The organism is Roseateles chitinivorans (assembly GCF_050632145.1).
Lineage (GTDB): Bacteria > Pseudomonadota > Gammaproteobacteria > Burkholderiales > Burkholderiaceae_C > Roseateles > Roseateles chitinivorans_B.
Map to the genome: position 1 here is coordinate 3,992,371 of NZ_CP192577.1, position 23,849 is coordinate 4,016,219.

The window sequence follows — 23,849 nt, forward strand, 5'->3', positions numbered from 1 at the left end:
GTCGGATCGAGGCGTCAGTGCCGTTCCTCATGGGTTGACGGTGTCGAAGCCGCGATGGAAGAATCGCGCCCACGCCGGACGGCTCCGTCCGCGCGCGTTCCAACCTCTTTCCTGTCCGGAGGTGCCCCGATGAAGACCCGTACGTCCATCCACTGCTGATTGCCGACGACTGCTTCCCTGCAGCATCGTGTCGGCGCCGTCTGCGCCCGCGAAGGCTGCGGCACCGGTTCCTGACGCCCCGACGCCTGCCATGAGGCCGGTGGCGCACGACACCTCCCGCGACTTCCCCAGCGACTCCGCCCGGTCCATCGGACCGGCGGCGACTCGACCGCGCCTGCGACACGTCCGTCGGTTCCCTGACTCCACCAGGACCCGCCCGCGCCAACAACGCGGCGGGTGACGGACCTCATGCATTTGCAATCCCTGCCGCTGCTGCGCTATCCGCGCACGGCGCACCTCGCGGGCAGCCGCCTGCAGGCGGGCGACTCCGCCCATGACCAGATGCCGCTCGCGGCACTCGACGGCTGTCACGTCGTCATCGAGGAGAAACTCGACGGTGCCAACGCCGGCATCTCCTTCAGCGACGGCGGCGACCTGCTGCTGCAATCGCGCGGCCACTACCTGATCGGCGGGTTCGGCGAGCGCCAGTTCAACCCGATGAAGATCTGGGCGCTGGCGCACGAGCATCGGCTGATCGAGCGCCTCGAGGACCGCTACGTCCTCTACGGCGAGTGGGCCTACGCCAAGCACAGCGTCTGGTACGACCGGCTGCCGCATTACTTCAACGAGTTCGACATCTACGACCGCGTCACTTCGCGCTTCCTGTCGACGCCGCGTCGCCATGCGCTGCTCGCGGGCTCGCCGGTGCTGCCGGTGCCCGTGCTCTACGCGGGACCGATGCCGACCGATCCGAAGCTGCTCTGGGCGTTGGTGGCGCGCTCGCTGGCGAAGTCGTCCGGGTGGCGCGAGGCCTTCGAGGCGGCGACGCGGCGCGAATCGCTGCCGCTGGACCTGTGCTGGAAGCAGACCGACAAGGCCGACCAGTCCGAAGGCCTCTACCTGAAGGTCGAGGACGACCAGCAGGTGCTCGGGCGTTTCAAGCTGGTGAGGCCGTCCTTCACGCAGACCATCCTCGACAGCGAGAGCCACCATGCCCGCCGGCCGATCCTGCCGAACGCGCTGGCGCCGGGCGCGGACCTCTTCGCCGAGCGGCCCACGGTGACGTGGGGCGATCTCGGACTGGAGACGATCACGTCGCTGGCGGCGTTGAAGGCAATGGCTGCGTCGCGCGGCGCGTCACGCGATGCCCGACGCGACGCCCCACGCGGCGATCACGACCACCGATGTCCCTGAAGAGGACGGAGGAGAGAATCATGAATATTCAATGGAAAGACATCCAGGCCCTGGTGCCCGAAGCGGACAAGTCCGCGGACTTCGCGGCCTGCCTGGCCGCGTTCCCGGTGCTGGAACTGGCGAAGACCACGCCGCAGGATCCGCGTTATCACGCCGAGGGCGACGTCTGGACGCACACGATGATGGTGATCGAGGAACTGCTCGCCTTGCCTGACTATCAGGCCGCGAGCCGAGCCGACCAGGAGGTGCTGTTCCTGGCCGCGTTGCTCCACGACGTGTCCAAGCACGCGACGACGGTGATCGATCCGGTGACCGGCGCCATCGGCCAGCCGGGCCACTCCCGCATGGGCGCGATCGACGCGCGCGTGCTGCTGTGGGATGTCGGCATGCCGTTCGAGCAGCGCGAGGCCGTGTGCCGCCTGATCGCCGTGCACCAGGTGCCGTTCTTCGCGCTGGCCGATTCGAAGCGCGGCCTGTCCCCCGAGTTCATCGTGCGCGAGCTGTCCTGCCGGCTGAGCCTGCCGCTGCTGGCGGCGCTGGCCGAGGCGGACATGCGCGGCCGCGTCTGCCAGGACCGCGACCGGGTGCTCGACCACATCGAGCTCTTCCGCGAACTCGCGCGCGAGGAGGGCTGCTACGGCCGGCCGCGGGCGTTCGCGGATGCGCACACGCGGGTCAGCTACTTCCGCGGCGCGGACGTGCATCCCGACTACGCGCTGTTCCAGGAGCCCGGCGCCCGCGTGACGGTGATGTGCGGCCTGCCCGCGTCGGGCAAGGACACGTGGGTGGCGGCGCATCGGCGCGATCAACCGGTCGTGTCCTTCGATGACGCCCGAACGGCGCTCGGACTCCGGCACGGGCAGAACGAAGGCAAGGTCGCGCACGCGGCGGTGGACAAGGCGAAGGCGCTGCTGCGCGAGCGCGCGCCGTTCGTGTGGAACGCGACCCACCTGAGCCAGCAGATGCGGGACAAGACGCTGGACCTGCTCTTCGCCTACGGCGCGCAGGTCGAGATCGTCTACCTCGAACGCCCGCGCGCGGAACTGCTGCGTCGCAACGACCGGCGGGATACGTCGCTGTCCAACAGCGCGCTGCAGGGGATGCTGCGCAAGTGGGAACTGCCGGTGCCGACGGAGGCGCACACGGTGCGTTACTGCCCGGCCGATTGAGGCCAGCCCGCCATCCAGCGGTCGACGACCTCGCCCAGCGCCGCAAGCAGCCCCGCGCCGTGCGCGGCGGCGTCGCGGCGCAGCGTGTCGAGCGGCACGCGCGCCTGCGCGAGTTCGCCCGCGTGGCCGATCAGCCACTGCTCCAGACGCGCGGGATCGCTCTCCAGGTGGAACTGGAGCGCGAGCGCGAAGCCGTCGATCGCGAAGGCCTGGTTCGGGCAGAGCGGCGTCGTCGCGAGCGTCGCGGCGCCGTCGGGGATCTCGAACTGGTCGCCGTGCCAGTGCAGCACCGGCTGCCCGCCAGCGAGCGGCGCCAGCGCGGAGTCGCGGCCGGCGTCGGTGAGCGTCAGCGGTGCGAAGCCGATCTCCTTCTGGCCGTGCGCCATCGGCCGCACGGCGGCGCCGAGCGCCCGCGCCATCAACTGGGCGCCGAGACAGACGCCCAGCAGCGGCCGACGCGACGCGAGACGGCGGCGGATGAGCGCGAGCTCGTCGTTCAGATACGGATAGAGCGCATCGTCGTAGGCGCCGATCGGACCGCCGAGCACGACCAGCAGATCGACCGCCTCGAGGTCCACGTCGCGCAGGTCGTCGACGCCGGCGTCCAGCGTGACGAAACGATCGAAGCCGCGCTCTGCCAGCACCGGCCGCAGCAGGCCGAGGTCTTCGAAAGCCAGGTGGCGGACGGCGAGGACGGTCTTGGACGTGGGCATCGGCGTGGCGCGTCAGGCGCGCGAGCGGGTGGGAACCCGCGCAGTATCGGCGTCCGCCACGCCCGTCGCCGGTCGGGACGCATCCGATCGTCCAATCGACGCATCCCATCGTCCAGCATCGGACCGGCTCAGGCCGGCTCAGGCAGGATGAGGCAGCCGTCCCGACGCCGACCCCTTGCGGATGCGCCAGGCCTGCACGGCCATGAGGATCAGGAAGAGCAGGAACACGACGCTGATCACCTTCTGCAGCGCCGGGTCGTCGGGCCCGGTGAACAGCGGGGCGCCGACGGGCACGCGGGTGAAGGTCTCGTTCAGGCCGGGGATCATGTGGCAGAACAGCGTGAAGCTGTAGCCCAGTGTTTCCGCGTACGGCGAGAGGCCGCCGAGGAAACGCGTCCGATGCGCCGCAACGGCGATGGCCAGCGCGACGAGGGTGACGATCGCCAGCACGTGCGCAATGTTGAAACCGCCATGGCGGAAGATGCCGAAGGCCGTCAGGCAGGTGACGACCGTGCACCAGAGGTAGGCGCGCCCGAACGCCGACTGCCCGTCGATGCGGCCGTTGCGGAGGATCAAGGCGTAGCCGGCCACGAGGGCGACGATCGCGAACGCCGTATGCACGGCGCCAAGAAGGGTCAGACCGAACATGCGTGCTCCTTGCTGAGCCGCGTCGCCGCGGCGGGCTGGAGCGCGGCGCGCCCCTCCAGGCACGTTAGGGGGTGGGCCGGGGCGCGCGCATCGGTCGGATGGGGGAGGGCCGGGGGCGGGGTTTCCCGGGTCGGTCCCCCGGATTCATCCCGGGATCCGTCCGGTCACGCCGCCAGGTCACGCCGCCCGTGCGCGGCCGAAGACCGGCGGCCGATCCAGTTGCCCGATCCAATGGTGGTAGACGCTGGCGGCGGCGCCGCGCAGTCGCGCGAGGCGCTCGGGCAGGGCGGTGAGGATCTCGGTCTCGCTCTGCACCGTCACGCCGCGACCGCGTCGCAATTCCTCGCGTCCGTGCGCGCACCAGTCGCGCAGGCCCTGCTCGGTCACTTCCAGGTGGCTCTGGAGCCCGATGTGCGGTCCCAGCGAGAACCCCTTGTTCAGGCAGTTCGAGCCGAACAACGTCCGTGTCGCGCCGGCCGGGATCTGGAAGCTGTCGTAGTGCCAGTTGAAGCTCAGCAGCCGCTCCTCGCCGCCGAACAGCCCGCGCGCGGCCGGCGTGATCCACAGCTCGCGCCAGCCGATGTCGGGACGCGGATTCCGGGCCACGCCGGCACCCATCGCGCGCGCCAGCTGCTGCGCGCCGAAGCAATGGCCGAGGATCGGCCGGCTGTGCCGCAGCGCATCGATCAGCAACGCCTGCTCCGCCCGGATCCAGGGCGTGCCGTCGTTGACGCCGTGGTCGCTGCCCAGCAGCACCAGGCCGCTGAACGCGCCCGCCGTCCGCGGCAGGGTGTCGCCCAGGTCGGGCCGCAGCAGATGCACCGGCACGTCGTGCGCGCGCAGGCACTGGAGGAGGTAACCCGGACCTTGTGCGGGTTCGTGCTGGAGGATCAACACCGGTCTCATGCGAAGGGGCGCGGATCGCGCGCCGTTGTTGCGAGGCCTCCAGCGTAGGGAGCCGCGCATCAAGGTCGGGGCAAGACCCGGCCCTCCGATATCAAGAAGTCATCAAGCGCGGAGATGACGTGGGCGATGCCAGAATGTCGCGATGAACTTGCCCGCCTCGCGCGCCCCCGCGTCTCCGTCCGGACCGCCGACTTCGACCTCAGCGCCGAGACGCTGGCGCTGCGCGCCGATGACGGCGGCATCGGTGCCGTGGTGAGCTTCGTCGGCACGGTGCGCGACGGCGCGGACGGCACGCCCGTGTCGCTGATGGAGCTCGAGCACTATCCCGGCATGACCGAGGCCGCCATCGAGGCCATGATCGACGAGGCCTTCCGGCGCTTCGAGATCCGTGGTGCCCGCGTCGTCCATCGCGTCGGCGCGCTGCGACCGCGCGATCAGATCGTGCTGGTGCTCGTGAGCTCGCGCCATCGCGGCCAGGCCTTCCAGGCCTGCGAGTTCCTGATGGACTACTTGAAGACGCAGGCGCCGTTCTGGAAGAAGGAACACGGACCGGACGGCGCCCGCTGGGTGGACGCGCGTGTCGCCGATGACGAGGCGCTCGCGCGATGGGGGATCAACGTGGAGGGGAACGGTCGATGAGCTGGATGCAGGTGGCGGCGGTGTCCGTCGGAGCCTCGGGGGCGCGCTCGTGCGCTGGGGCGCGGGGCTGATGTTGAACGCGAAGTGGCAGGGTTTCCCGCTCGGCACGCTGGCCGTCAATCTCGTCGGCGGTTTCCTCATCGGCATGGCGCTGGAGTGGTTCGGGCGTTACCCCGACGACCTGCTCAAGCTGCTGCTCGTCACCGGGTTCCTCGGCGGGCTCACGACCTTTTCTTCCTTCTCCGGCGAATCGCTGTCGTTGCTGCAGCGCGGCGAATTCCTGATGGCGCTGTCGCATTCGGCGGCGCACGTGGTGGGCTCGCTGGCGGCCGCTGCGGCCGGGCTCAAGGTCATGCAGATGCTGACCTCGGCATGAGCGCCGCGGCAGACGCCCCGATCCGATTTCCCCGGCCGCTGCGTGCGGGCGACACGGTGGCGGTGGTCGCCCCGTCGTCGGGCGTGAAGCCGGCGATGCATCAACGCCTGGACGCCGCGCTCTGGATGCTGCGGCGTCAGGGACTCATCGTCCGCGAAGGGCGGTCGCTGCGGCAGCAGGTCCAGGGGGCCAGCGCGAACGCCGCCGAGCGTGCCGCTGAGTTGATGGAGGTGCTGCTCGATCCGGAGGTGGCCGCCGTGATCCCGCCCTGGGGCGGCGAGCTGGCGATCGAGGTGCTGGGACAGCTGGACTTCGAGCGACTCCGGGAGGTGCCGCCCAAGTGGTTCAGCGGCTTCTCCGACCTGTCGACGATCCAGGTGCCCTTGCTGCTGAGCGCCGGCTGGGCCTCCCTGCACGGGCCCAACCTGATGCAGCTGGGGGACACGGCACTGGACGCGGTGTCGAAACGGATCTTCGAACTGTGGTTCGCCGAGGGCGGCGCACCGTTCGAACAGGACTCGGCGCCGGGTACCGTGGCGAGGCGACTCGACGGCGGCATCGAGCCCCTGTCGATCGAAGGCTGCCTGGTCGGCGGATGCCTGGACTCGCTGTCGCGGCTGGCCGGCGCGAGGGTGGCCGACGTCGCCGCCTGGCGCGCCGCGATGGGTGACGACGAGCGGCCGCTCTGGTTCTTCGAGGTCGCCGAGCTGCCGCCCTTCGAGCTGGCCCGCGCGTTGCACGGCCTGCGACTGGCGGGCTGGTTCGACGGCGCCGCCGGCGTCGTCTTCGGCCGCAGCGCGGTCGCCAAGGAGATCGCCTCGGGCGGTGATTTCACGGAAGCCCACGCGCTGCAGCGAGCGCTCGGCGATCTGCCGTGCCCGCTGCTGCTGGACCTCGACATCGGCCATGTCGGTCCCCAGTGGTCCATCGTCCAAGGCGCGCTGGGACGCATCGACTGGCAGCCCGGCCACGCGACCTTGAGCCAGTTCCTCGCATGAGGTGAATGGGCGCGCCGCTTGCCGTAGTCTCCTCTTGAAAATTGGGGTCACATTCCCACTTGGGTTCGCAACGGAGGTTTTTACCCATGCGAGTCGACAAGCTCACCACCCGATTCCAAGAAGCGCTGGCCGAGGCCCAAAGCCTGGCGGTGACGCGCGACAACCCCTACATCGAACCCGTCCACGTGCTGGCATCGATGCTGGCGCAGGACGACGGCCCGAAGGCGCTGCTGGAGCGCGCCGGCGTGAAAGTGCCCGCCCTCAAGGGCGCGCTGGACGGCATCCTCGGCGGCCTGCCGCAGGTGCAGGGTGAGGGCCAGCAGGTCCAGCCCAGCCGGGACCTGGTCAGCCTGCTGCAGAACGCCGAGAAGGACGCCTCCAAGCGCGGCGACCATTTCATCGCCAGCGAGATGTTCCTGCTGGCGCTGGCCGACGCGAAGAGCGACCTGGCCGGCGTCGTGCGCGGCCATGGACTCACCCGCAAGGCGCTGGAAACGGCCGTGGAAGCCGTGCGCGGCGGCCAGAAGGTCGACAGCCAGGAGTCCGAGGGCCAGCGCGAGTCGCTGAAGAAGTACACCCTGGACCTGACCGAGCGCGCCCGTGCCGGCAAGCTCGACCCGGTGATCGGCCGCGACGACGAGATCCGCCGCGCCATCCAGGTGCTGCAGCGCCGCACGAAGAACAACCCCGTGCTCATCGGCGAACCCGGCGTCGGCAAGACCGCCATCGTCGAAGGCCTGGCGCAGCGCATCGTCAACGAGGAAGTGCCCGAGAGCCTGAAGGGCAAGCGGGTGCTGTCGCTGGACATGGCCGGCCTGCTCGCGGGCGCCAAGTTCCGCGGTGAATTCGAGGAACGCCTGAAGTCCGTGCTCAAGGAAGTCGCCGCCGACGAAGGCCGCATCATCCTGTTCATCGACGAGATCCACACGATGGTCGGCGCCGGCAAGGCCGAGGGCGCCATCGACGCCGGCAACATGCTCAAGCCCGCGCTGGCGCGCGGCGAGCTGCACTGCATCGGCGCGACCACGCTGGAGGAGTACCGCAAGTACGTCGAGAAGGACGCCGCGCTGGAGCGCCGCTTCCAGAAGGTGCTGGTCGACGAACCCACCGTCGAAGCGACCATCGCCATCCTGCGCGGCCTGCAGGAGAAGTACGAGGTCCACCACGGCGTCGAGATCACCGACCCGGCCATCGTCGCCGCGGCCGAGCTCTCGCACCGCTACATCACCGACCGCTTCCTGCCCGACAAGGCCATCGACCTGATCGACGAGGCCGCGGCCAAGATCAAGATCGAGATCGACTCCAAGCCCGAGGCGATGGACCGGCTCGACCGCCGCATGATCCAGCTCAAGATCGAGCGCGAAGCGGTGCGCAAGGAGACCGACGAGGGCTCGCAGCGCCGCTTCGCCCTGATCGAGGAAGAGCTGCTCAAGCTCCAGCGCGAATACAACGACCTGGAAGAGATCTGGGCCTCCGAGAAGGCGCAGGCCCAGGGCTCCGCGCACGTCAAGGAAGAGATCGACCGCATCAAGTTCCAGATCGAGGAACTCAAGCGCAAGGGCGACTTCAACAAGGTCGCCGAGCTGCAGTACGGCAAGCTGCCCGACCTGGAGAAGCGCCTCAACGAGGCGCAGGCCAAGGAGATGGGCAAAGCCAAGGACAAGACCCAGCCGCAGCTGCTGCGCACGATGGTCGGCGCCGAGGAGATCGCCGAGGTGGTCGCCCGCGCGACCGGCATCCCGGTGGACAAGCTGATGCAGGGCGAGCGCGACAAGCTGCTGCAGATGGAAGACAAGCTGCATGAGCGCGTCGTCGGCCAGGACGAGGCCATCGTCGCGGTCGCGGATGCGATCCGGCGCTCGCGCGCCGGGCTGTCGGATCCGGACAAGCCGCTGGGCAGCTTCCTGTTCCTGGGTCCGACCGGCGTCGGCAAGACCGAGCTGTGCAAGGCGCTGGCGGGCTTCCTGTTCGACAGCGAGGACCACATGATCCGCATCGACATGAGCGAGTTCATGGAGAAGCACTCGGTCAGCCGACTGATCGGCGCGCCTCCCGGCTACGTCGGCTACGACGAGGGCGGCTACCTGACCGAGGCGGTGCGCCGCAAGCCCTACAGCGTGCTGCTGCTCGACGAGGTCGAGAAGGCGCACCCGGACGTGTTCAACGTGCTGCTGCAGGTACTGGACGACGGTCGGCTGACCGACGGCCAGGGCCGCACGGTCGACTTCAAGAACTGCGTGATCGTGATGACGTCCAACCTGGGCTCGCAGCACATCATGGCGCTGCAAGGCGAGTCCGACGAGGTCATCCGTGACGCGGTGTGGGGCGAGGTCAAGGCGCACTTCCGGCCGGAGTTCCTCAACCGCATCGACGAGACGGTGATCTTCCATGCGCTGGGCGCGGACCACATCAAGTCGATCGCGAAGATCCAGCTGCGTCAGCTCGAGCAGCGGCTCGACAAGCTGGAGATGAAGCTCGACGTCAGCGACGAGGCGCTCGACGAGCTGGTCAAGGTCGGCTTCGATCCGGTCTTCGGGGCGCGGCCGCTCAAGCGCGCGATCCAGCAGCGGATCGAGAACCCGCTGTCCAAGCTCATCCTGCAGGGCCGCTTCGGCCCGAAGGACGTGATCCCGGTGAGCGTCGAGACGTCACCCGGCGGCGAACCCGGCGAGTTCTCCTTCGGCAGGGTGGTGCACTGACGTCACGGAGCGCCGCGCCGGTCGGATGACCGGCGCGGCGTCTCAGGCGCGCAGTTTCTCGAGGACCTCGGAGCGGAACTCGCGCTGGTACAGCACATAGACGACGCCGACGGCCGCGAACATCAGCGCCCACGGCGAGAAGAACCAGCCCACCACCGGGAAGGCCAGGTAGTAGCCGCGCAGGCCGTCGTTGAAGGCCTCCGCCGCCATGCCGACGACGGCGCCGGCGCGGTCGGCGAATTCCTCGCGGGCCTGCGATCCGAGTTGCGCGAACTGGCCGGCCTCCGGCGCGGACGCCACCAGCAGCGCGCCGAAGGTGTATTGCCGCATGCTCCAGGTGAAGCGGAAGAAGGCGTACACGAAGATCGCGGTCAGCAGCGCGAGCTTGATGTCGAACACCAGCGTGCTGGTCTTGACCGCGAACGGCAGCCCCAGCACCAGCGCGCTGGTCTGCTCGCTGGTGCCCAGCGCGGCCAGCAGGCCGCCGATGATCAGGATGGTGGTGGAGGCGAAGAAAGACGGGCTCGACAGCAGCGCCTGGCTGACCGCGCCGTCCAGCACCCGCATGTCGCGGTAGGTCAGCTGCAGCATCCACTGCCGGCGCACCCGGTTGGTGATGGCCAGCAGCGAGCCCTGCCCGTCGGCATGGCGCTTGGAGAACTCGGCGTAGCCGATCCAGGTCACGAAGAACAGGCCCAGCGCGGCCCAGTCGAGCGGCGGCAACGCGGCCAGCAGGGGTCGAAGCGATTGCATCGGGCGAGTGTAGGGCGGGCTTGCGCCCGCCCGCGGACTCACACCGGCAGATCGAACACCAGGACCTCGGCGTCCTGGCCGGCCTCGATCGCGATACCCGGCTCCTTGGCGAGCTGGAGCGCGTCGCCGGCGCCCAGCGCTTCCCCGTTCACGGTCGCCTGACCGCGCACGACGTGCACGTAGGCGATCCGCTCCGCCGCGAGCGGCAGCTCGGCGCGTTCATCGCCGTTGAACAGTCCGGCGTACAGACGCGCATCCTGGTGGATGGACACCGAGTCCTGCGCGCCGTCCGGCGAGGCCACCAGGCGCAGCTTGCCGCGCTTGTCGGCATCGGCGAAATGCTTCTGCTCGTAGCCCGGTTCCACGCCCTGACGGTCCGGCATGATCCAGATCTGCAGGAAGTGGGTCTGACCGTCCTTCGAGTGGTTGAACTCGCTGTGGCGCACGCCGGTGCCCGCGCTCATGCGCTGCACGTCGCCCGGACGGATCACGCCCGCGTTGGCGCCGCCCGGCGTGCCGTTGCCCATGCTGTCTTGGTGCGCCAGCTCGCCGCTGAGGACGTAGCTGATGATCTCCATGTCGCGGTGGCCGTGCGTGCCGAAGCCGGTGCCGCCGGCGATGCGGTCCTCGTTGATCACGCGCAGCGGGCCGAAGCCCATCCGCCGCGGGTTGTGATAGTCCGCGAACGAGAAGCTGTGGAAGCTCTTCAGCCAGCCGTGGTCGGCATAGCCGCGATCCGAGGACTTGATGACTTCACGCATGGGGATGCTCCTTCTGTGGCGGGCCCCCGGTGTGTGGTGGAGAGGGCCTGCTGGTTGGCGATGGACTCACGGGGCTTGAAGCCAGCATTCAAATAAGATGAAGGCATGGCTCAACAAGACAAACGCCGGGTGCTGACGCCGGAAGCGCTGGCGATGATGGACAGCATCGCGCGCAGCGGCAGCTTCGCCGCGGCGGCGCGGGAGATGGGGAAAGTGCCGTCGGCGCTGACCTACTCGGTGCGCCAGCTCGAGGACGCGCTGGACGTGCTGCTGTTCGACCGCAGTTCGCGTCAGGCGGTGTTGACCGCGGCGGGGCATGAGTTGCTGACCGAAGGGCGTCGGCTGCTGCAGGAGATGGATGCCGTCGCGAACCGGGTCAAGCGCGTCGCCACGGGCTGGGAGAGCGAACTCACCATCGCGTTCGACGACGCGATCGCGCGGCGCGCGATCTTCGACCTGATGGAGGCCTTCTACCTGCAGGCCGAGGACGGCAAGCCGCCGCCGACGCGCCTGAAGCTGCGCACCGAAGTGCTCGCCGGCACCTGGGAGGCGCTGATCTCCGGCCAGGCGGACCTGGCGATCGGCACCAGCGCGCAGCCGCCGGGGAGCTCGGTCGTCTGCGAGGTGCTGGGGCCGATGGAGATGGTGTTCTGCGTCGCGCCGCATCACCCGCTGGCGGGATTCGAGGGGGTGTTGACCTCGGCCGACATCGCCCGCCATCGCATCGTCGCGGTGGCGGACACGGCGCGCAGCCTCGCGCCGATGACCGTCGGCGTGGTGCCCGGGCAGGAGGTGCTGACGGTACCGTCGATGGCGATCAAGCTCGAGGCGATGCTGCGTGGCCTGGGCGTGGGCTCGCTGCCGACGCCGATGGTGCGGCGGCACGTCGATGCGGGGCGGCTGGTCCAGAAGGAGACCTTCCAGGGCCGGCGGATCTCGCCGATGCACTACGCCTGGCGCAACACCGGCCATCGTCCGGCCAAGGCGCTGGCCTGGTGGCTGGACCGGCTCAGGAGCGAGACGACGCGGCGCTCGCTGATCGAGCAGCACGAAGGATTGCTGCTGTGATCCAGCGGGGGCGGGGCTACGTCGGCCGGTTCGCGCCGTCGCCCACGGGGCCGCTGCATGAGGGGTCGCTGGTCGCGGCGCTGGCGAGCTGGCTCGACGCGCGGGCGCATGGCGGGCGCTGGCTGATCCGGATCGAGGACGTCGACCGGCCGCGCTGTCCGGCCGGCGCCGATGCGGTGGTGCTGTCGCAGCTCGCGCAGGTGCGGCTGCTGCCGGACGAGCCGCCGATCTGGCAATCCCGCCGCGATGCGGCCTACCGGGCCGCGCTCGATCGGCTGATCGCCGCAGGCTGGGCCTATCCGTGCGGCTGCTCGCGCAAGGACATCGCCGAGGCGATCGCCGCCCGCGGCGGCCAGCGGGAGCGGCACGGGGAGCTCGTCTATCCGGGCACCTGCCGTCACGGCCTGCACGGCAAGCCCGCGCGGGCGTGGCGGCTGCGCAGCACCTCGACCGTCGACGGCGACGCACCGCTGCGCATCGACTGGCGCGATCGCCGGCTTGGCGCGCAGTCGCAGGACCTGACGGACGAGGTCGGCGACTTCATCCTCCTGCGCGCGGACGGCCTCTGGGCCTACCAGCTGGCAGTCGTCGTCGACGACGCCTGGCAGGGCATCACCGACGTCGTCCGCGGCGAGGATCTCGCCGACAACACGCCTCGGCAGATCCGGCTGCAGGAATTGCTCGGCCTGCCGCGGCCGCGCCACCTGCACACGCCGCTGGTGCTCGGCGACAACGGCGAGAAGCTGTCCAAGCAGAACGGCGCCCAGGCGCTGGACCTGGGCGACCCGCTTGCCGCATTGCAACGCGCCGGCATCCGTCTCGGATTGCCGGCCCTGGAGGCGCGGACGATGCCCGAGTGGCTCGAACACGCCGTGGTGGCGTGGCGTGTACGCCTGCCCTGATCCGTCCCCGACCCCAAGGCCGGGCCCGGGGCCCTCGGCGGCTGGCATGATCACGCCTTTGCATTTCGGGATGTCACCGGCATCCCCCTTTCAAGGAACTCCCCGATGAAGACGACCGACAGCGGCCTGCAATACGACGACACCACCCCCGGCACCGGCGCCACCGCCAAGGCCGGTCAGGACGTGAAGGTGCATTACACCGGCTGGCTCTTCAAGGACGGCGAGAAGGGCACCAAGTTCGACTCCAGCAAGGACCGCGGCGAACCGTTCGAGTTCGAACTCGACGGCGGCATGGTCATCAAGGGCTGGGACGAAGGCGTCCAGGGCATGCAGGTCGGCGGCACGCGCGTGCTCGTCATCCCGCCGCAGCTCGGCTACGGCGCACGCGGCGCGGGCGGCGTGATCCCGCCGAATGCGACGCTGATGTTCGAGGTGGAACTGCTCGGCGTGTCCGGCGGCGTTGAAGCCATCGAACTCAACCAGCTCTCCACCACCGCCAGCGGCCTGCAGTTCGAGGACGTCAAGGAAGGCGAGGGTGCAGTCGCCGAAGCCGGCAAGCGCGTCACCGTCCACTACACCGGATGGCTCTACAAGGACGGCCAGCGCGGGCGCAAGTTCGACTCCTCCAAGGACCGCCGCGATCCGTTCCGCTTCCATCTGGGCGCGGGTGAAGTCATCAAGGGTTGGGATGAAGGCGTCCAAGGGATGAAGGTCGGCGGCACCCGGTTCCTCGTCATCCCGTCGGAGCTGGGCTATGGCGCTTACGGCGCCGGCGGCGTCATTCCGCCGCATGCGACGCTGCTGTTCGAAGTGGAATTGCTGGCTGTCTGAGCCAGGGCTTTCTTCCGCTCCCTGCAGCCCGCCGGGTCTCGGCCCGGCGGCCGAGTTCCCTTGTCAGCCGACGCCCCTGGCGGGGTCTCGCACCGTGAGGCCGCCGATGTCAAAGGCGCCCGAGCACGACGAGTTCCCGTGCGGCCCTGTCCATCTCCTCGAGGCCGCCATCGAGCAGCGACACCCTCGGCGCGTCGGCCAGCTTCGGGAACTGGTTCGTGAGCGAGCGTTCATAGCCGGGGTCGTAGTGATCCCGCATCAGTTCCCCGAAGACTTCCGTCCATTGCCCGCCGAGGGCCAGGGCTTGCCAGCGCGTCACGCGCTCGCGACCGCGCAGCGTCACCAGTCCGCCGATGAGCGAGTTGAACGTCTCGGGACGGTCCTTGAAGTGGGCGTAATCCTCGAGCAGCAACTGCACGCGTCCCGCCTCGGCCATGTCGATCCACACGCACCGGCCGTGTTGCCGCAGCCGGAGGTGAAGCGGCTCGGGCAGTTGGACGCCGCCGATCTTGCGGCTTTCGCTCTCGACGAACACCGGTCGGGCCGGATCCAGCGTCACCATCGCCTGCCAGAGCGCGGTGTCGAACGCCTTCTGGCTCGGCTGAGGCCGATCGGGGAGCGCGCCCAGCACCGAGCCGCGATGACGTGCCAGCGCCTCGAGGTCGAGCACCTGCTCGCCCGCGGCAGCGAGCGCCTGCAGCAGCCGCGTCTTGCCTGATCCGGTGCGACCGCACAGCACGACGAAGTCGAACCGGGCCGGCTGTTCCGCCAAGGTCTTGATCACCTCGCCGCGGAAAGCCTTGTAGCCGCCGACCAGCTGCAGCGACTTGAACCCGATCTGGTTCAGGAACCAGTTCATCGCGCCGGACCGCTGGCCGCCACGCCAGCAATAGACCAGCGGCCGCCAATGCTTCTGCATCAGCGGACGGTTGGCGTCGAGGTGATGAGCGATGTTGCGCGCGACGATGGCCGCGCCGAGCTTGCGCGCCTCCAGCGGATCCTGGCGGTAGAGCGTGCCGACGATGCGGCGCTCCTCGTCGTCGAGGACGGGCCAGTTCAGCGCCCCGGGCAGGTGGTCTTCGGCGAACTCCCCGGGGGAGCGCACGTCGATCACGGTGCCGAACCCGTCGAGCCGCGCGAAGGCCTCGGCCGATGGGATCACGTGGTACTGGCTCATGGCGCCGTCATTGTGCTGGCGCAGTCATCGTGCCGTCACTGCACCGACAGGGCGTCCAGCAGTTCCGTTTCGATCTGCAGTTGCATGCGGCTCTGCTGCAGCGCCGCACCGTCGAGCAGGAAGGTGTCTTCCACGCGCTCGCCGAGCGTCGAGACCTTGGCGAGTTGCAGATTGATCCCGTGCCGCGCCAGCACCCGTGCGATGGCGTACAGCAGGCCCGCGCGATCGGTGGCGCTGACCGACAGCAGCCAGCGTTGCGCGCGCTCGTCCGGCCGCAGCGCGATGCGCGGGGTGAAGGGGAAGCTCTTCACGCGGCGCGAGAGCCGACCCTTGCGCGGCTCCGGCAGCGGCCCCTGCGCGACGAGCGCCTGGCCGAGCTTGGACTCGACCAGCGCCGTGAGGTCGCGGTGGTGCAGGTCCAGTTCCGGCGCGATGACCTGGAAGGTGTCCAGCGCATACCCGCTGCGGGTCGTGTGGACCTTGGCGTCCAGGATGTTGAAGCCGGCGCCGTCGAAGTAGCCGCAGATGCGCGCGAACAGGTCCTGCAGGTCCTTCGCGTACACGAGCACCTGCAGGCCTTCGCCGACCGGCGACGGCCGCGCATGCACCACGGGCACGGTGCTCTCGACATGCCGCCAGAGCGCGCGCGCATGCCACGCCAGGTCCGGCGCGTCATGCCGCGCGAAATAGCTCAGGTCCAGCGTCTTCCACAACGCGTCCTCGGTGCCCGGCAGCTGCGCCTTCAGCGCCAGCTCCTGCCGGGCCTCCTGCTTGCGCGCCTCGATCTCCGCGGCCATGTTCAGCTTCGCGCCGCCCAGCGCGCGCAGCGTCAGCCGGTACAGGTCCTCGAGCAGCTTGCCCTTCCAGGCGTTCCAGACCTTGGGGCCGGTGCCGCGGATGTCGGCCACCGTCAGCAGGTAGAGCGCCGTCAGCGTGCGCTCGTCCTTCACCTTCTGGGCGAAGTGCTGGATGACCTCCGGATCGGACAGGTCCTCCTTCTGCGCGACGCGCGACATCGTCAGGTGGTGCTCGACCAGGAACACGACCAGCGCGGCATCGGCCTTGGGCAGGCCGTGCGCGCGGCAGAACCGTTTCGCCTCGGTCGCGCCGAGGTCGGAGTGGTCGCCGCCCCGGCCCTTGGCGATGTCATGGAAGAGCGCCGCGACGTAGAGCGCCGACGGCCGGTCGAACTGCGCCGCCAGCTGCGAGCAGAACGGGTACTCGTGCGTGTGCTCGGGGATGAAGAAACGCCGGATGTTGCGCAGCACCATGAGGATGTGCTGGTCCACCGTGTAGACGTGGAACAGGTCGTGCTGCATCTGCCCGACGATGCGCCGGAACACCCACAGGTAACGCCCCAGCACCGAGGTCTGGTTCATCAGGCGGAAGGCGTGCGTCTGTCCCTGCGGCTCGTCGAGGATGCGCATGAACATCGCGCGGTTGGCCGGGTCGCGCCGGAACGCGCTGTTCATCAGGCCGCGCGCGTTGTAGAGCGCGCGCAGCGTCTTCGCCGACAGGCCCTTGATGCCGGGCGTCTGCTGGTAGATCAGGAAGGTCTCGAGGATCGCGTGCGGCTCGCGCTCATAAAGATCGTCGCTCGCGATCTCCAGCATGCCGCTGCGCTCCAGGAAACGCGCGTTCACCGGACGCAATTCGTTGTCGCGGGTGCCGTTGATCTGCTCTTCCAGGTTGAGCAGCGTGATCTGGTTGAGCTGGGTGACCGCCTTGGCCGCCCAGTAGTAGCGGCGCATCAGCTTCTCGGAGGCCCGCAGCGAGCGCGTCGACTCGTAGCCGAAGCGCTCCGCCACCGAGGTCTGCAGGTCGAAGACCAGCCGGTCTTCGCGCCGCCTCGCCGCCAGGTGCAGCTGGCAGCGGATGCTCTTGAGCACGCCCTCGTTGCGCTGGAGCTGGCGGGCCTCGAAGGGCGTGATCAATCCCTTGGCCGCCAGCTGGGGCCAGGTCTTGCCCAGGCCCGCGCCGCGCGCGATCCAGATCAGCACCTGCAGGTCGCGCAGACCGCCGGGGCTCTCCTTGATGTTGGGCTCGAGGGCGTAAGGCGTCTCTTCGTACTTCGTGTGGCGCTGGCGCATCTCCAGCGTCTTGGCGCGCATGAAGGCACGCGCATCGACGGCCGCGCGGAAGGCCTGGTCGAAGCGCTTCACCAGCGGCCTGGCGCCCGCCAGCCAGCGTGACTCCAGCAGCGCGGTCTGGATGGTGACGTCGCCGGCGGCCTCGTCCAGGCATTCCTTGACCGAACGCACCGAGGAGCCGATCTCCAGGCCGATGTCCCAGCAGGCGGTGATGAAGGCCTCGATCGCGTGCTTGAGCGGCCCGGGCTGGTCGGGCGTGACGCCGTCGGGGAGGGCGTCGGGCAGCAGCAGCAGGACGTCCACGTCCGAATGCGGGAACAGTTCGCCGCGCCCGTAGCCGCCGACCGCGACCAGCGCGGCCTCGGGCGCCGCCGCGGCGATGCCCGATTGCGTCCACAAGGCCTGCAGCGTGCCGTCGACATGCTTCGCCAGCAGGCGCATCAGCCGCGTGGCCGCGGACACGCTGGCCTTGGCGGCCGCGAAGTCCTCCAGCAACTGCTGCTTGCCGGCCTTGAAGTGCTGGCGCAAGTCCGCGACCGACAGCGCGGCCGACAGCGCGTCAGGCGGGACCGGGGGCGAAGCGCCCACCTCGCCGGGCGTCCTGGCGTTCATGGGCGGTCCGCGCGGATCAGGCCGGCACGGCCTGGGGCAGGGCGAAGGCGGGCGGCGGCGGCGTGCCGGCCGACTGCGTCAGGATCTCGAAGCCGGTCTCGGTGACCAGCACCGTGTGCTCCCACTGCGCCGACAGCGAGCGGTCCTTGGTGACGATGGTCCAGCCGTCGCCCATCTCGCGGATCTCGCGCCGGCCGGCGTTGATCATCGGCTCGATCGTGAAGACCATGCCGGGCACCAGCTCCTCGAGGGTGCCGGGGCGGCCGTAGTGCAGCACCTGCGGCTCCTCATGGAACTTCTGGCCGATGCCGTGGCCGCAGAACTCGCGCACGACGCTGAAGCCGGCGTTCTCCGCGAAGGTCTGGATCGAGTGGCCGATGTCGCCCAGGCGCGCGCCCGGCTTGACCTTCTGGATGCCCTTCCACATGGCCTCGTAGGTGAAGGCGCACAGCCGCTTGGCCGCGATCGAGCCCTCGCCGACGACGAACATGCGGCTCGTGTCGCCGTGCCAGCCGTCCTTGATGACGGTGACGTCGATGTTGACGATGTCGCCGTTCTTCAGCGGACGGTCGTTCGGGATGCCGTGGCAGACCTGATGGTTGATCGAGGTGCAGATCGACTTCGGGTAGGGCGTGTAGCCCGGCGGCTGGTAGTTCAGCGGGGCGGGGATGCCCTGCTGCACGTTCACGATGTAGTCGTGGGCCAGCTTGTCGAGGTGCTCGGTGCTGACGCCCGGCTTGACGTGCGGGGTCAGCATGTCCAGCACCTCGGACGCCAGACGCCCGGCGATGCGCATGGCGTCGATGTCGGCGCCGGTCTTGATCGTGATGGTCATGGGTTCGATTTTAGCCGCCGCCAATCGGAAACGCCGGATCCCCACCGGAGGCCCCGAAGGCGGCCGACTTTTCAAGCGGAGCCCGGAGATCTGGCTCCGCCAGACTCATGGGCTCGCCCCCTGGGGGCCGGCGCAGCCGGTAGGGGGGTTATTCAGCCCAGACGATGACGCCGGTGTACGCGGTCACGAGCACCACGATGCCGAAGGCGATGCGGTACCAGGCGAAGGGCACGAAGCTGTGGCTGGCGATGTACTTCAGCAGCCAGCGCACGCAGATCCAGGCGCTGACGAAGGAGAAGAACAGGCCCACCGCGAACAGCGGGATGTCGCCGGTCGACAGCACCGAGCGCTCCTTGTACAGGCTGTACAGGCCGGCGCCGATCAGCGTCGGGATGGCCAGGAAGAAGCTGAAGTCGGTGGCCGCCTTGCGCGACAGGCCGAGCAGCATGCCGCCGATGATGGTCGCGCCGGAGCGGCTGGTGCCCGGCACCATCGCCAGGCACTGGACGAAGCCGACCTTCAGCGCGTCCATCGGCGACATCTGGTCGACGTCCTGGATGCGCACCGCGGTCTGCTGGCGGCGTTCCGCCCACAGGATGATGAAGCCGCCGATGATGAAGGTGCTCGCCACCACGACGGGGGTGAACAGGTGTTCCTTGATCACCTTGCCGAACAGCAGGCCCAGGATGACCGCCGGCAGGAAGCCGATCGCCACGTTCAGCACGAAGCGGCGCGCGCGCACGTCGCTGCCCAGGCCGGCGGCGGTCTCGCGCAGGCGCTGCCAGTACACGATGATCACCGCCAGGATCGCCCCGGTCTGGATCGCGATGTCGAACACCTTGCCCCGCGCATCCTCGAAGCCGCCGAGCAGCGCGCCCGTCAGGATCAGGTGGCCGGTCGAGGAGATCGGCAGGAATTCGGTCAGGCCTTCGACGATCCCCATGATCGCGGCCTTGATCAGCAGCACAGTGTCCAAACTACGACTCCAGAATGCCGCCTCGCTCGGGGGTGGAGGCGGGTCGGCGGGGATCATAGCCGCGGCCCGGGCCGGGTTTGCGGCGGTGCAGCACCCGGATGGGCGGGTCCGGCGTGAGAGGCGCGTGAAGGCCTTCAGTCCCTCTTAAAGGGCTCCGTGCCAGGCCTTGCGCGGGTGGGGCGACGCTTGACCGGTCTGAAAGCTCGCCGCTACATTACTGACCGGTTAGTCAGTTAATTTTCTGGCTGTTTGAGCCGTTCGCCGATCCCGCGCGCTGCGCGCGCCCTCACCCCCACCCTCTCCCGCAAGCGGGAGAGGGAGTAAGTTGTCCCGTTCCTTCTCCATGCCTCGCGCTTCCGCCAAGACCGCCGCTCCGGCGCCGTCGTCCGCTCGACAGCGGCGGAAGAGGCGCGGCCGCAGGAATTGCTGGAAGCCGCGCTGGCGCTGTTCGTCGAGAAGGGTTTCGCCGCCACCCGGTCGGAGGAGGTCGCCGCCAAGGCGGGGGTGTCCAAGGGAACGCTGTACCTCTACTACCCCTCGAAGGAGGAGTTGTTCAAGGCGGTGGTGCGCGAGTCCATCGGCACCAAGATCGCCGAAGGCGTCTCCGAGCTGGGCAAGCACCAGGGCTCGATGGCCGAGCTGCTGACCTGGATGCTGTGGAGCTGGTGGGAGCGCATGGGGCTGACCCCGGCCGGCGGCATCCACAAGATCATGATGAGCGAGGCCGGCAACTTCCCGCAGCTGGCCGCGTTCTACAACGACGAGGTCATCGGGCCCAGTTGCGCACTGCTGGCCGAGGTCGTGCGCCGGGGCATCGCCTCGGGGGAATTCCGCGACGTGGACCCCGATGCCTGCGTGATGGTGCTGATCGGGCCGGTGCTCCATCTGGTGCTGCATCAGCACTCGATCGGCAAGGCCGGCGCGGTGCACGATCACAAGCCCGAACCCGAGGTCGTGCTCAAGCTGCAGCTCGAACTGATGTTCGAGGGGCTCCTCAACCGCCCCCGGGATCCGGCCACCCCGCGGCCGGCCGCCTAGAATACCGCCCGCATTCCCGACCGTTTCCGGATCGCCTCCGACTGCATTCCCGACCGAATTTGGCGCGCCGCGCGGCGCCAGAGGACCAGAACATGAATTTCGAACAAGCCCGCTTCAACATGATCGAACAGCAGATCCGCCCGTGGGATGTGCTGGACACCTCGGTGCTGGCCCTGCTGGCCGTGGTCAAGCGCGAGGACTTCGTGCCGGCCGCCTACCGCAACGTGGCCTTCACCGACGTCGAGCTGCCGCTGGCGCACGGTCGCAAGATGCTGCCGCCCCGGGTCGAGGCCCGCTGGATGCAGGAACTGAAGATCGAACGGCACGAGAAGGTGCTGGAGATCGGCACCGGCGCGGGTTACATGGCCGCGTTGCTGGGCCACAAGGCGCAGCAGGTCTTCACCGTGGAGCAGGACGCGCAGCTGGTGGCAGCCGCCCGCGACGCGCTGCGCCGCAACGGCGTGCTGAACGTGACCGTGGTCGAGGGCGACAGCGCCAAGGGCCTGCCCGCCGAAGGCCCGTTCGACGTGATCCTGCTGTCCGGGTCGGTCGCGCAGGTGCCGCAGGCGCTGCTGGACCAGCTCAAGGTCGGCGGCCGGATGGGCGTGATCGTCGGCGAGGAGCCCGCGATGACCGCGCGCATCATCACCCGCACCGGCGAGCGCGAATTCGCGACGAAGAACCTGTTCGAGACGGTCGTGCAACGCCTGGACGGTGTCGACACGGGCTCGCACTTCACCTTCTGAGGCGCCTGCCGTCCGTCGCGCGTATTTGCCGTCGAAGGGGGCGAAGACTGCAGGTCGTCGCATTTCTTTCGAGGGAAGTGGGGGAGGTGATCTATAACCTCGCCCGCGGCACCCGGGTCGGATCGGAGGCGATCGACCCGCCGGTGCCGAGGTACTGAATCCCGTCCGCGGTCTGGCCGCGGCCGGTCCGCAGTTGGATCGATCCGAAGAACATCACATCGACACGAGGATGCCTCATGGCCGCTGAACGCCGTCCGTCTCCGACCTCCCGCCTGCCGCGGGTCACGCTCCTGGCCGCGGCGCTCGCCTTCGCGGCGGGCGCGGCCCAGGCGCAGAGCCTGCAAGAGCTGTACGACGCGGCCCGTGCCTACGACGCGACCTTCCTCGCCGCGCGCGCGGTGGCGGAGTCGGCGCAGTACCGTTACGGACAGGCGCAGGCGCTGGCGCGTCCGAGCGTGGGCCTGGGCGTCGGCGCGACGCGCAACGAGGTCGACCTGCCGGCGATCCCCAACGGCCAGGGCGGCTCGGTGAATACCGGCTGGCAGGGCAACACGGTCAGCAACGCCGGACTGAGCGCGAAGTACGCGGTCTTCAACCGGCCGAATGCCGGCAGCATCGAGCAGGCCCGCCTGGGCGTCGATGTCGCCCAGTCCGACCTGGCGTCGGCGGAGCAGGACCTGATCGTCCGCGTGGCGCAGGCCTACTTCGACGTGCTGGGCGCCAAGGACACGCTGTCGACCTCCAGCGCCAACAAGGCCGCGATCGCGGAACAGCTGGCCTCGGCCAAGCGCAACTTCGAGGTCGGCACCGCCACCATCACCGATACCCGTGAAGCGCAGGCGCGGTATGACCTGGCGACCGCGCAGGAACTGGCTGCCGACAATGACCTGCGCGTCAAGCGCGTGACGCTGGACCAGCTGGTGGGCCGTGTCGGCGTCGAGCCGCGTCCGCTGGCGGTGCCGGTGGCGCTGCCGCCGGTGGCGCCGTCGACGGTGGAACCCTGGGTCACCCAGGCCGAGGACGGCCATCCCGCCATCCGCAAGGCACAGCTGGGCCTGGACATCGCCAAGATCGAGATCGATCGCGCGCAGGGCGCCCGTTGGCCCACCGTCGACCTGAACGCCTCGCTGGGCGTGCAGCGCCAGACCGGCGAGGGCGTGAGCTACACCGGCAACACGAAGCAGGGCTCGCTGGGCGTGTCGGTGAACCTGCCGGTCTACACCGGCGGACAGATCACCAACCGCATCAAGGAGACGATGTCGCTGGAGGAGAAATCCCGCAACGACCTCAACTTCGCCCGCCGCAGCGTCGAGGAGAGCACCAAGCGCGCGTTCTTCGGCGTGCAGTCGCTGCAGGCGCAGGTCAAGGCGTACGAGGCGGCCGAGTCGTCCTCGAAGCTGGCGCTGGAAGCGACGCAGCTGGGCTACAAGGTCGGCGTGCGCGTCAACCTGGACGTGCTCAATGCGCAGACGCAGCTGTACACGACGCAGCGCGACCTCGCCAAGGCCCGCTACGACGTGCTGGTCAACAGCCTCAAGCTGCGTCAGGCCTCCGGGCAGCTCCGCCCCGAGGATGTGACGGCGATCAACACGCTGCTCGCGAAGTAAGCGGGCCGCCTTGGACGAAAGCCGCCTCCGGGCGGCTTTCGTCCATCCGGGCCGCTGGTGACAGGTCTTGCGCGTCGGACGCGCGACAATCCGCCCCATGCTTTTCGTGATCTCCCCCGCGAAGTCCCTGGACTACGACACCCCCACGCCGGACGCCATCGCCGCGCTCGCGAGCCGTCCCCAGTTCGTGCCGCAGTCGGCCGAGCTGATCGAGATCCTCAAGACCCGGTCGCCCGCCGACATCGGCGGCCTGATGGACATCTCCGAGGCGCTGGCGACCTTGAACGTCGCCCGCTATCACGCGTGGTCCTCGCGCTTCACCGACAAGAACAGCAAGCCCGCCGTGCTCGCCTTCAACGGCGACGTGTACGACGGCCTGCAGGCTTCGACGCTGTCGCTGGACGACCTGCAATGGGCGCAGCGCCACCTGGCGATCCTGTCGGGCCTGTATGGCGTGCTGCGCCCGCTGGACCGGCTGCAGCCCTACCGGCTGGAGATGGGCACGGCGCTGAAGAACGACAAGGGCGGCAACCTCTACGCCTACTGGGGCGACACGATCGCCGAGCATCTGAACGCGCAGAGCGCGCAGCTCCAGTCGCCGGTGATCGTGAACCTGGCGTCGCAGGAGTACTTCAAGGCCGCCGCCCGCAAGGTCCTGAAGCCGCGGGTCATCGAGTGCCAGTTCGAGGACTGGAAGAACGGCCGCTACAAGATCATCAGCTTCTTCGCCAAGCGCGCCCGCGGCCTGATGGCGCGTCATGCGATCCAGCATCGCATCGGCACGCCGTCGGGATTGCAGGACTTCGCCGTCGACGGCTACGCCTACGCCGCCGAGGCGAGCGAGCCGGACCGGCTGGTCTTCCGACGCCGGATCGCCGAGTGAGGTCCGGACGGCCGGCGACGAATGCGCAGCCAAGCGTAAGCGGCGACCGGTTTCCGGCACACCGGGATA

22 protein-coding genes and 1 pseudogene are annotated in these 23,849 nt (G+C 69.2%); 14 read left to right on the forward strand and 9 right to left on the reverse strand.

Annotated features, from left to right (window positions below):
• Positions 1-408: 408 nt before the first annotated feature.
• Positions 409-1,353 carry an RNA ligase family protein gene (locus ACQ86G_RS18410; RefSeq protein ID WP_431256670.1) on the forward strand — a complete coding sequence of 315 codons (945 nt, stop codon included), beginning with the start codon at positions 409-411 and terminating at the stop codon, positions 1,351-1,353.
• Between the two features lie 20 nt (positions 1,354-1,373).
• Positions 1,374-2,522 carry an AAA family ATPase gene (locus ACQ86G_RS18415; RefSeq protein ID WP_431256671.1) on the forward strand — a complete coding sequence of 383 codons (1,149 nt, stop codon included), beginning with the start codon at positions 1,374-1,376 and terminating at the stop codon, positions 2,520-2,522.
• Here ACQ86G_RS18415 and ACQ86G_RS18420 read toward each other — a convergent pair.
• The 3 genes from ACQ86G_RS18420 to ACQ86G_RS18430 all read right to left on the reverse strand — a co-directional run bounded on the left by ACQ86G_RS18420 (position 2,504) and on the right by ACQ86G_RS18430 (position 4,789).
• Entirely contained in the window at positions 2,504-3,235 is a 732-nt protein-coding gene (locus ACQ86G_RS18420; RefSeq protein WP_431256672.1) for a glutamine amidotransferase, read from the reverse strand. The genes ACQ86G_RS18415 and ACQ86G_RS18420 overlap by 19 nt on opposite strands.
• Before the next feature lie 138 nt (positions 3,236-3,373).
• Entirely contained in the window at positions 3,374-3,883 is a 510-nt protein-coding gene (locus ACQ86G_RS18425) for a hypothetical protein (RefSeq protein ID WP_431256673.1), read from the reverse strand.
• 177 nt (positions 3,884-4,060) lie between these two features.
• Positions 4,061-4,789, reverse strand: a complete 729-nt coding sequence (locus tag ACQ86G_RS18430) for a type 1 glutamine amidotransferase (RefSeq protein ID WP_431256674.1) — start codon at positions 4,787-4,789, stop codon at positions 4,061-4,063.
• 126 nt (positions 4,790-4,915) lie between these two features.
• Here ACQ86G_RS18430 and ACQ86G_RS18435 point away from each other — a divergent pair, with 126 nt between their 5' ends.
• From ACQ86G_RS18435 to clpB, 4 genes are all read left to right on the forward strand, one after another.
• On the forward strand, positions 4,916-5,428 hold the full coding sequence (locus tag ACQ86G_RS18435; protein ID WP_431256675.1) for a molybdenum cofactor biosynthesis protein MoaE: 513 nt from the start codon (positions 4,916-4,918) through the stop codon (positions 5,426-5,428).
• 70 nt (positions 5,429-5,498) lie between these two features.
• Positions 5,499-5,804, forward strand: coding sequence for a CrcB family protein (locus ACQ86G_RS18440; protein ID WP_431256676.1), 306 nt, complete (start codon positions 5,499-5,501; stop codon positions 5,802-5,804).
• Complete coding sequence (locus ACQ86G_RS18445; protein WP_431256677.1) at positions 5,801-6,802, forward strand: LD-carboxypeptidase; 1,002 nt, start codon at positions 5,801-5,803, stop codon at positions 6,800-6,802. Before ACQ86G_RS18440 ends, ACQ86G_RS18445 begins: the two co-directional genes overlap by 4 nt.
• Before the next feature lie 86 nt (positions 6,803-6,888).
• Complete coding sequence (clpB, locus tag ACQ86G_RS18450; RefSeq protein ID WP_431256678.1) at positions 6,889-9,501, forward strand: ATP-dependent chaperone ClpB; 2,613 nt, start codon at positions 6,889-6,891, stop codon at positions 9,499-9,501.
• 42 nt (positions 9,502-9,543) lie between these two features.
• Here clpB and ACQ86G_RS18455 read toward each other — a convergent pair whose 3' ends face one another.
• Positions 9,544-10,254: a DUF599 domain-containing protein gene (locus ACQ86G_RS18455; RefSeq protein ID WP_431256679.1), complete on the reverse strand. Its 711-nt coding sequence runs from the start codon at positions 10,252-10,254 to the stop codon at positions 9,544-9,546.
• A 38-nt stretch (positions 10,255-10,292) separates the two neighbouring features.
• The gene (locus ACQ86G_RS18460) at positions 10,293-11,015 is read right to left on the reverse strand and encodes a pirin family protein (protein ID WP_431256680.1); all 723 of its coding nucleotides are present in this window, start codon (positions 11,013-11,015) and stop codon (positions 10,293-10,295) included.
• 105 nt (positions 11,016-11,120) lie between these two features.
• On the opposite strand from ACQ86G_RS18460, the gene ACQ86G_RS18465 reads away from it, so the two are divergent.
• The 4 genes and pseudogenes from ACQ86G_RS18465 to ACQ86G_RS18480 all read left to right on the forward strand — a co-directional run bounded on the left by ACQ86G_RS18465 (position 11,121) and on the right by ACQ86G_RS18480 (position 13,816).
• On the forward strand, positions 11,121-12,083 hold the full coding sequence (locus ACQ86G_RS18465; protein ID WP_431256681.1) for a LysR family transcriptional regulator: 963 nt from the start codon (positions 11,121-11,123) through the stop codon (positions 12,081-12,083).
• Positions 12,080-12,985 (forward strand): tRNA glutamyl-Q(34) synthetase GluQRS, encoded by a 906-nt coding sequence (gluQRS, locus tag ACQ86G_RS18470; RefSeq protein WP_431256682.1) that lies wholly within the window; start codon positions 12,080-12,082, stop codon positions 12,983-12,985. Before ACQ86G_RS18465 ends, gluQRS begins: the two co-directional genes overlap by 4 nt.
• Before the next feature lie 105 nt (positions 12,986-13,090).
• Positions 13,091-13,435: pseudogene (locus ACQ86G_RS18475) on the forward strand (FKBP-type peptidyl-prolyl cis-trans isomerase); the annotation flags it as partial.
• Positions 13,409-13,816 carry an FKBP-type peptidyl-prolyl cis-trans isomerase gene (locus ACQ86G_RS18480; RefSeq protein ID WP_431261444.1) on the forward strand — a complete coding sequence of 136 codons (408 nt, stop codon included), beginning with the start codon at positions 13,409-13,411 and terminating at the stop codon, positions 13,814-13,816. The pseudogene ACQ86G_RS18475 and the gene ACQ86G_RS18480, both read left to right, overlap by 27 nt.
• Positions 13,817-13,925: 109 nt before the next feature.
• Here ACQ86G_RS18480 and mnmH read toward each other — a convergent pair whose 3' ends face one another.
• From mnmH to ACQ86G_RS18500, 4 genes are all read right to left on the reverse strand, one after another.
• Positions 13,926-14,993, reverse strand: a complete 1,068-nt coding sequence (gene mnmH, locus ACQ86G_RS18485; protein WP_431256683.1) for a tRNA 2-selenouridine(34) synthase MnmH — start codon at positions 14,991-14,993, stop codon at positions 13,926-13,928.
• Positions 14,994-15,028: 35 nt separating this feature from the next.
• Positions 15,029-17,695: a [protein-PII] uridylyltransferase gene (locus tag ACQ86G_RS18490; RefSeq protein ID WP_431256684.1), complete on the reverse strand. Its 2,667-nt coding sequence runs from the start codon at positions 17,693-17,695 to the stop codon at positions 15,029-15,031.
• Between the two features lie 16 nt (positions 17,696-17,711).
• Complete coding sequence (gene map / locus ACQ86G_RS18495; RefSeq protein ID WP_431256685.1) at positions 17,712-18,530, reverse strand: type I methionyl aminopeptidase; 819 nt, start codon at positions 18,528-18,530, stop codon at positions 17,712-17,714.
• Between the two features lie 148 nt (positions 18,531-18,678).
• Positions 18,679-19,506, reverse strand: a complete 828-nt coding sequence (locus tag ACQ86G_RS18500) for an undecaprenyl-diphosphate phosphatase (protein WP_431256686.1) — start codon at positions 19,504-19,506, stop codon at positions 18,679-18,681.
• Positions 19,507-19,929: 423 nt separating this feature from the next.
• Between ACQ86G_RS18500 and ACQ86G_RS18505 the strand changes: the two genes are divergently transcribed.
• From ACQ86G_RS18505 to yaaA, 4 genes are all read left to right on the forward strand, one after another.
• The gene (locus ACQ86G_RS18505) at positions 19,930-20,544 is read left to right on the forward strand and encodes a TetR/AcrR family transcriptional regulator (RefSeq protein ID WP_431256687.1); all 615 of its coding nucleotides are present in this window, start codon (positions 19,930-19,932) and stop codon (positions 20,542-20,544) included.
• A gap of 92 nt (positions 20,545-20,636) precedes the next feature.
• Positions 20,637-21,290, forward strand: coding sequence for a protein-L-isoaspartate O-methyltransferase family protein (locus ACQ86G_RS18510; RefSeq protein WP_431256688.1), 654 nt, complete (start codon positions 20,637-20,639; stop codon positions 21,288-21,290).
• A gap of 236 nt (positions 21,291-21,526) precedes the next feature.
• A complete protein-coding gene (locus ACQ86G_RS18515) occupies positions 21,527-22,897 on the forward strand; it encodes a TolC family outer membrane protein (RefSeq protein ID WP_431256689.1) in 1,371 nt (456 codons plus the stop codon).
• Positions 22,898-22,994: 97 nt separating this feature from the next.
• Positions 22,995-23,780 carry a peroxide stress protein YaaA gene (gene yaaA / locus ACQ86G_RS18520; RefSeq protein ID WP_431256690.1) on the forward strand — a complete coding sequence of 262 codons (786 nt, stop codon included), beginning with the start codon at positions 22,995-22,997 and terminating at the stop codon, positions 23,778-23,780.
• Positions 23,781-23,849 lie beyond the last annotated feature (69 nt).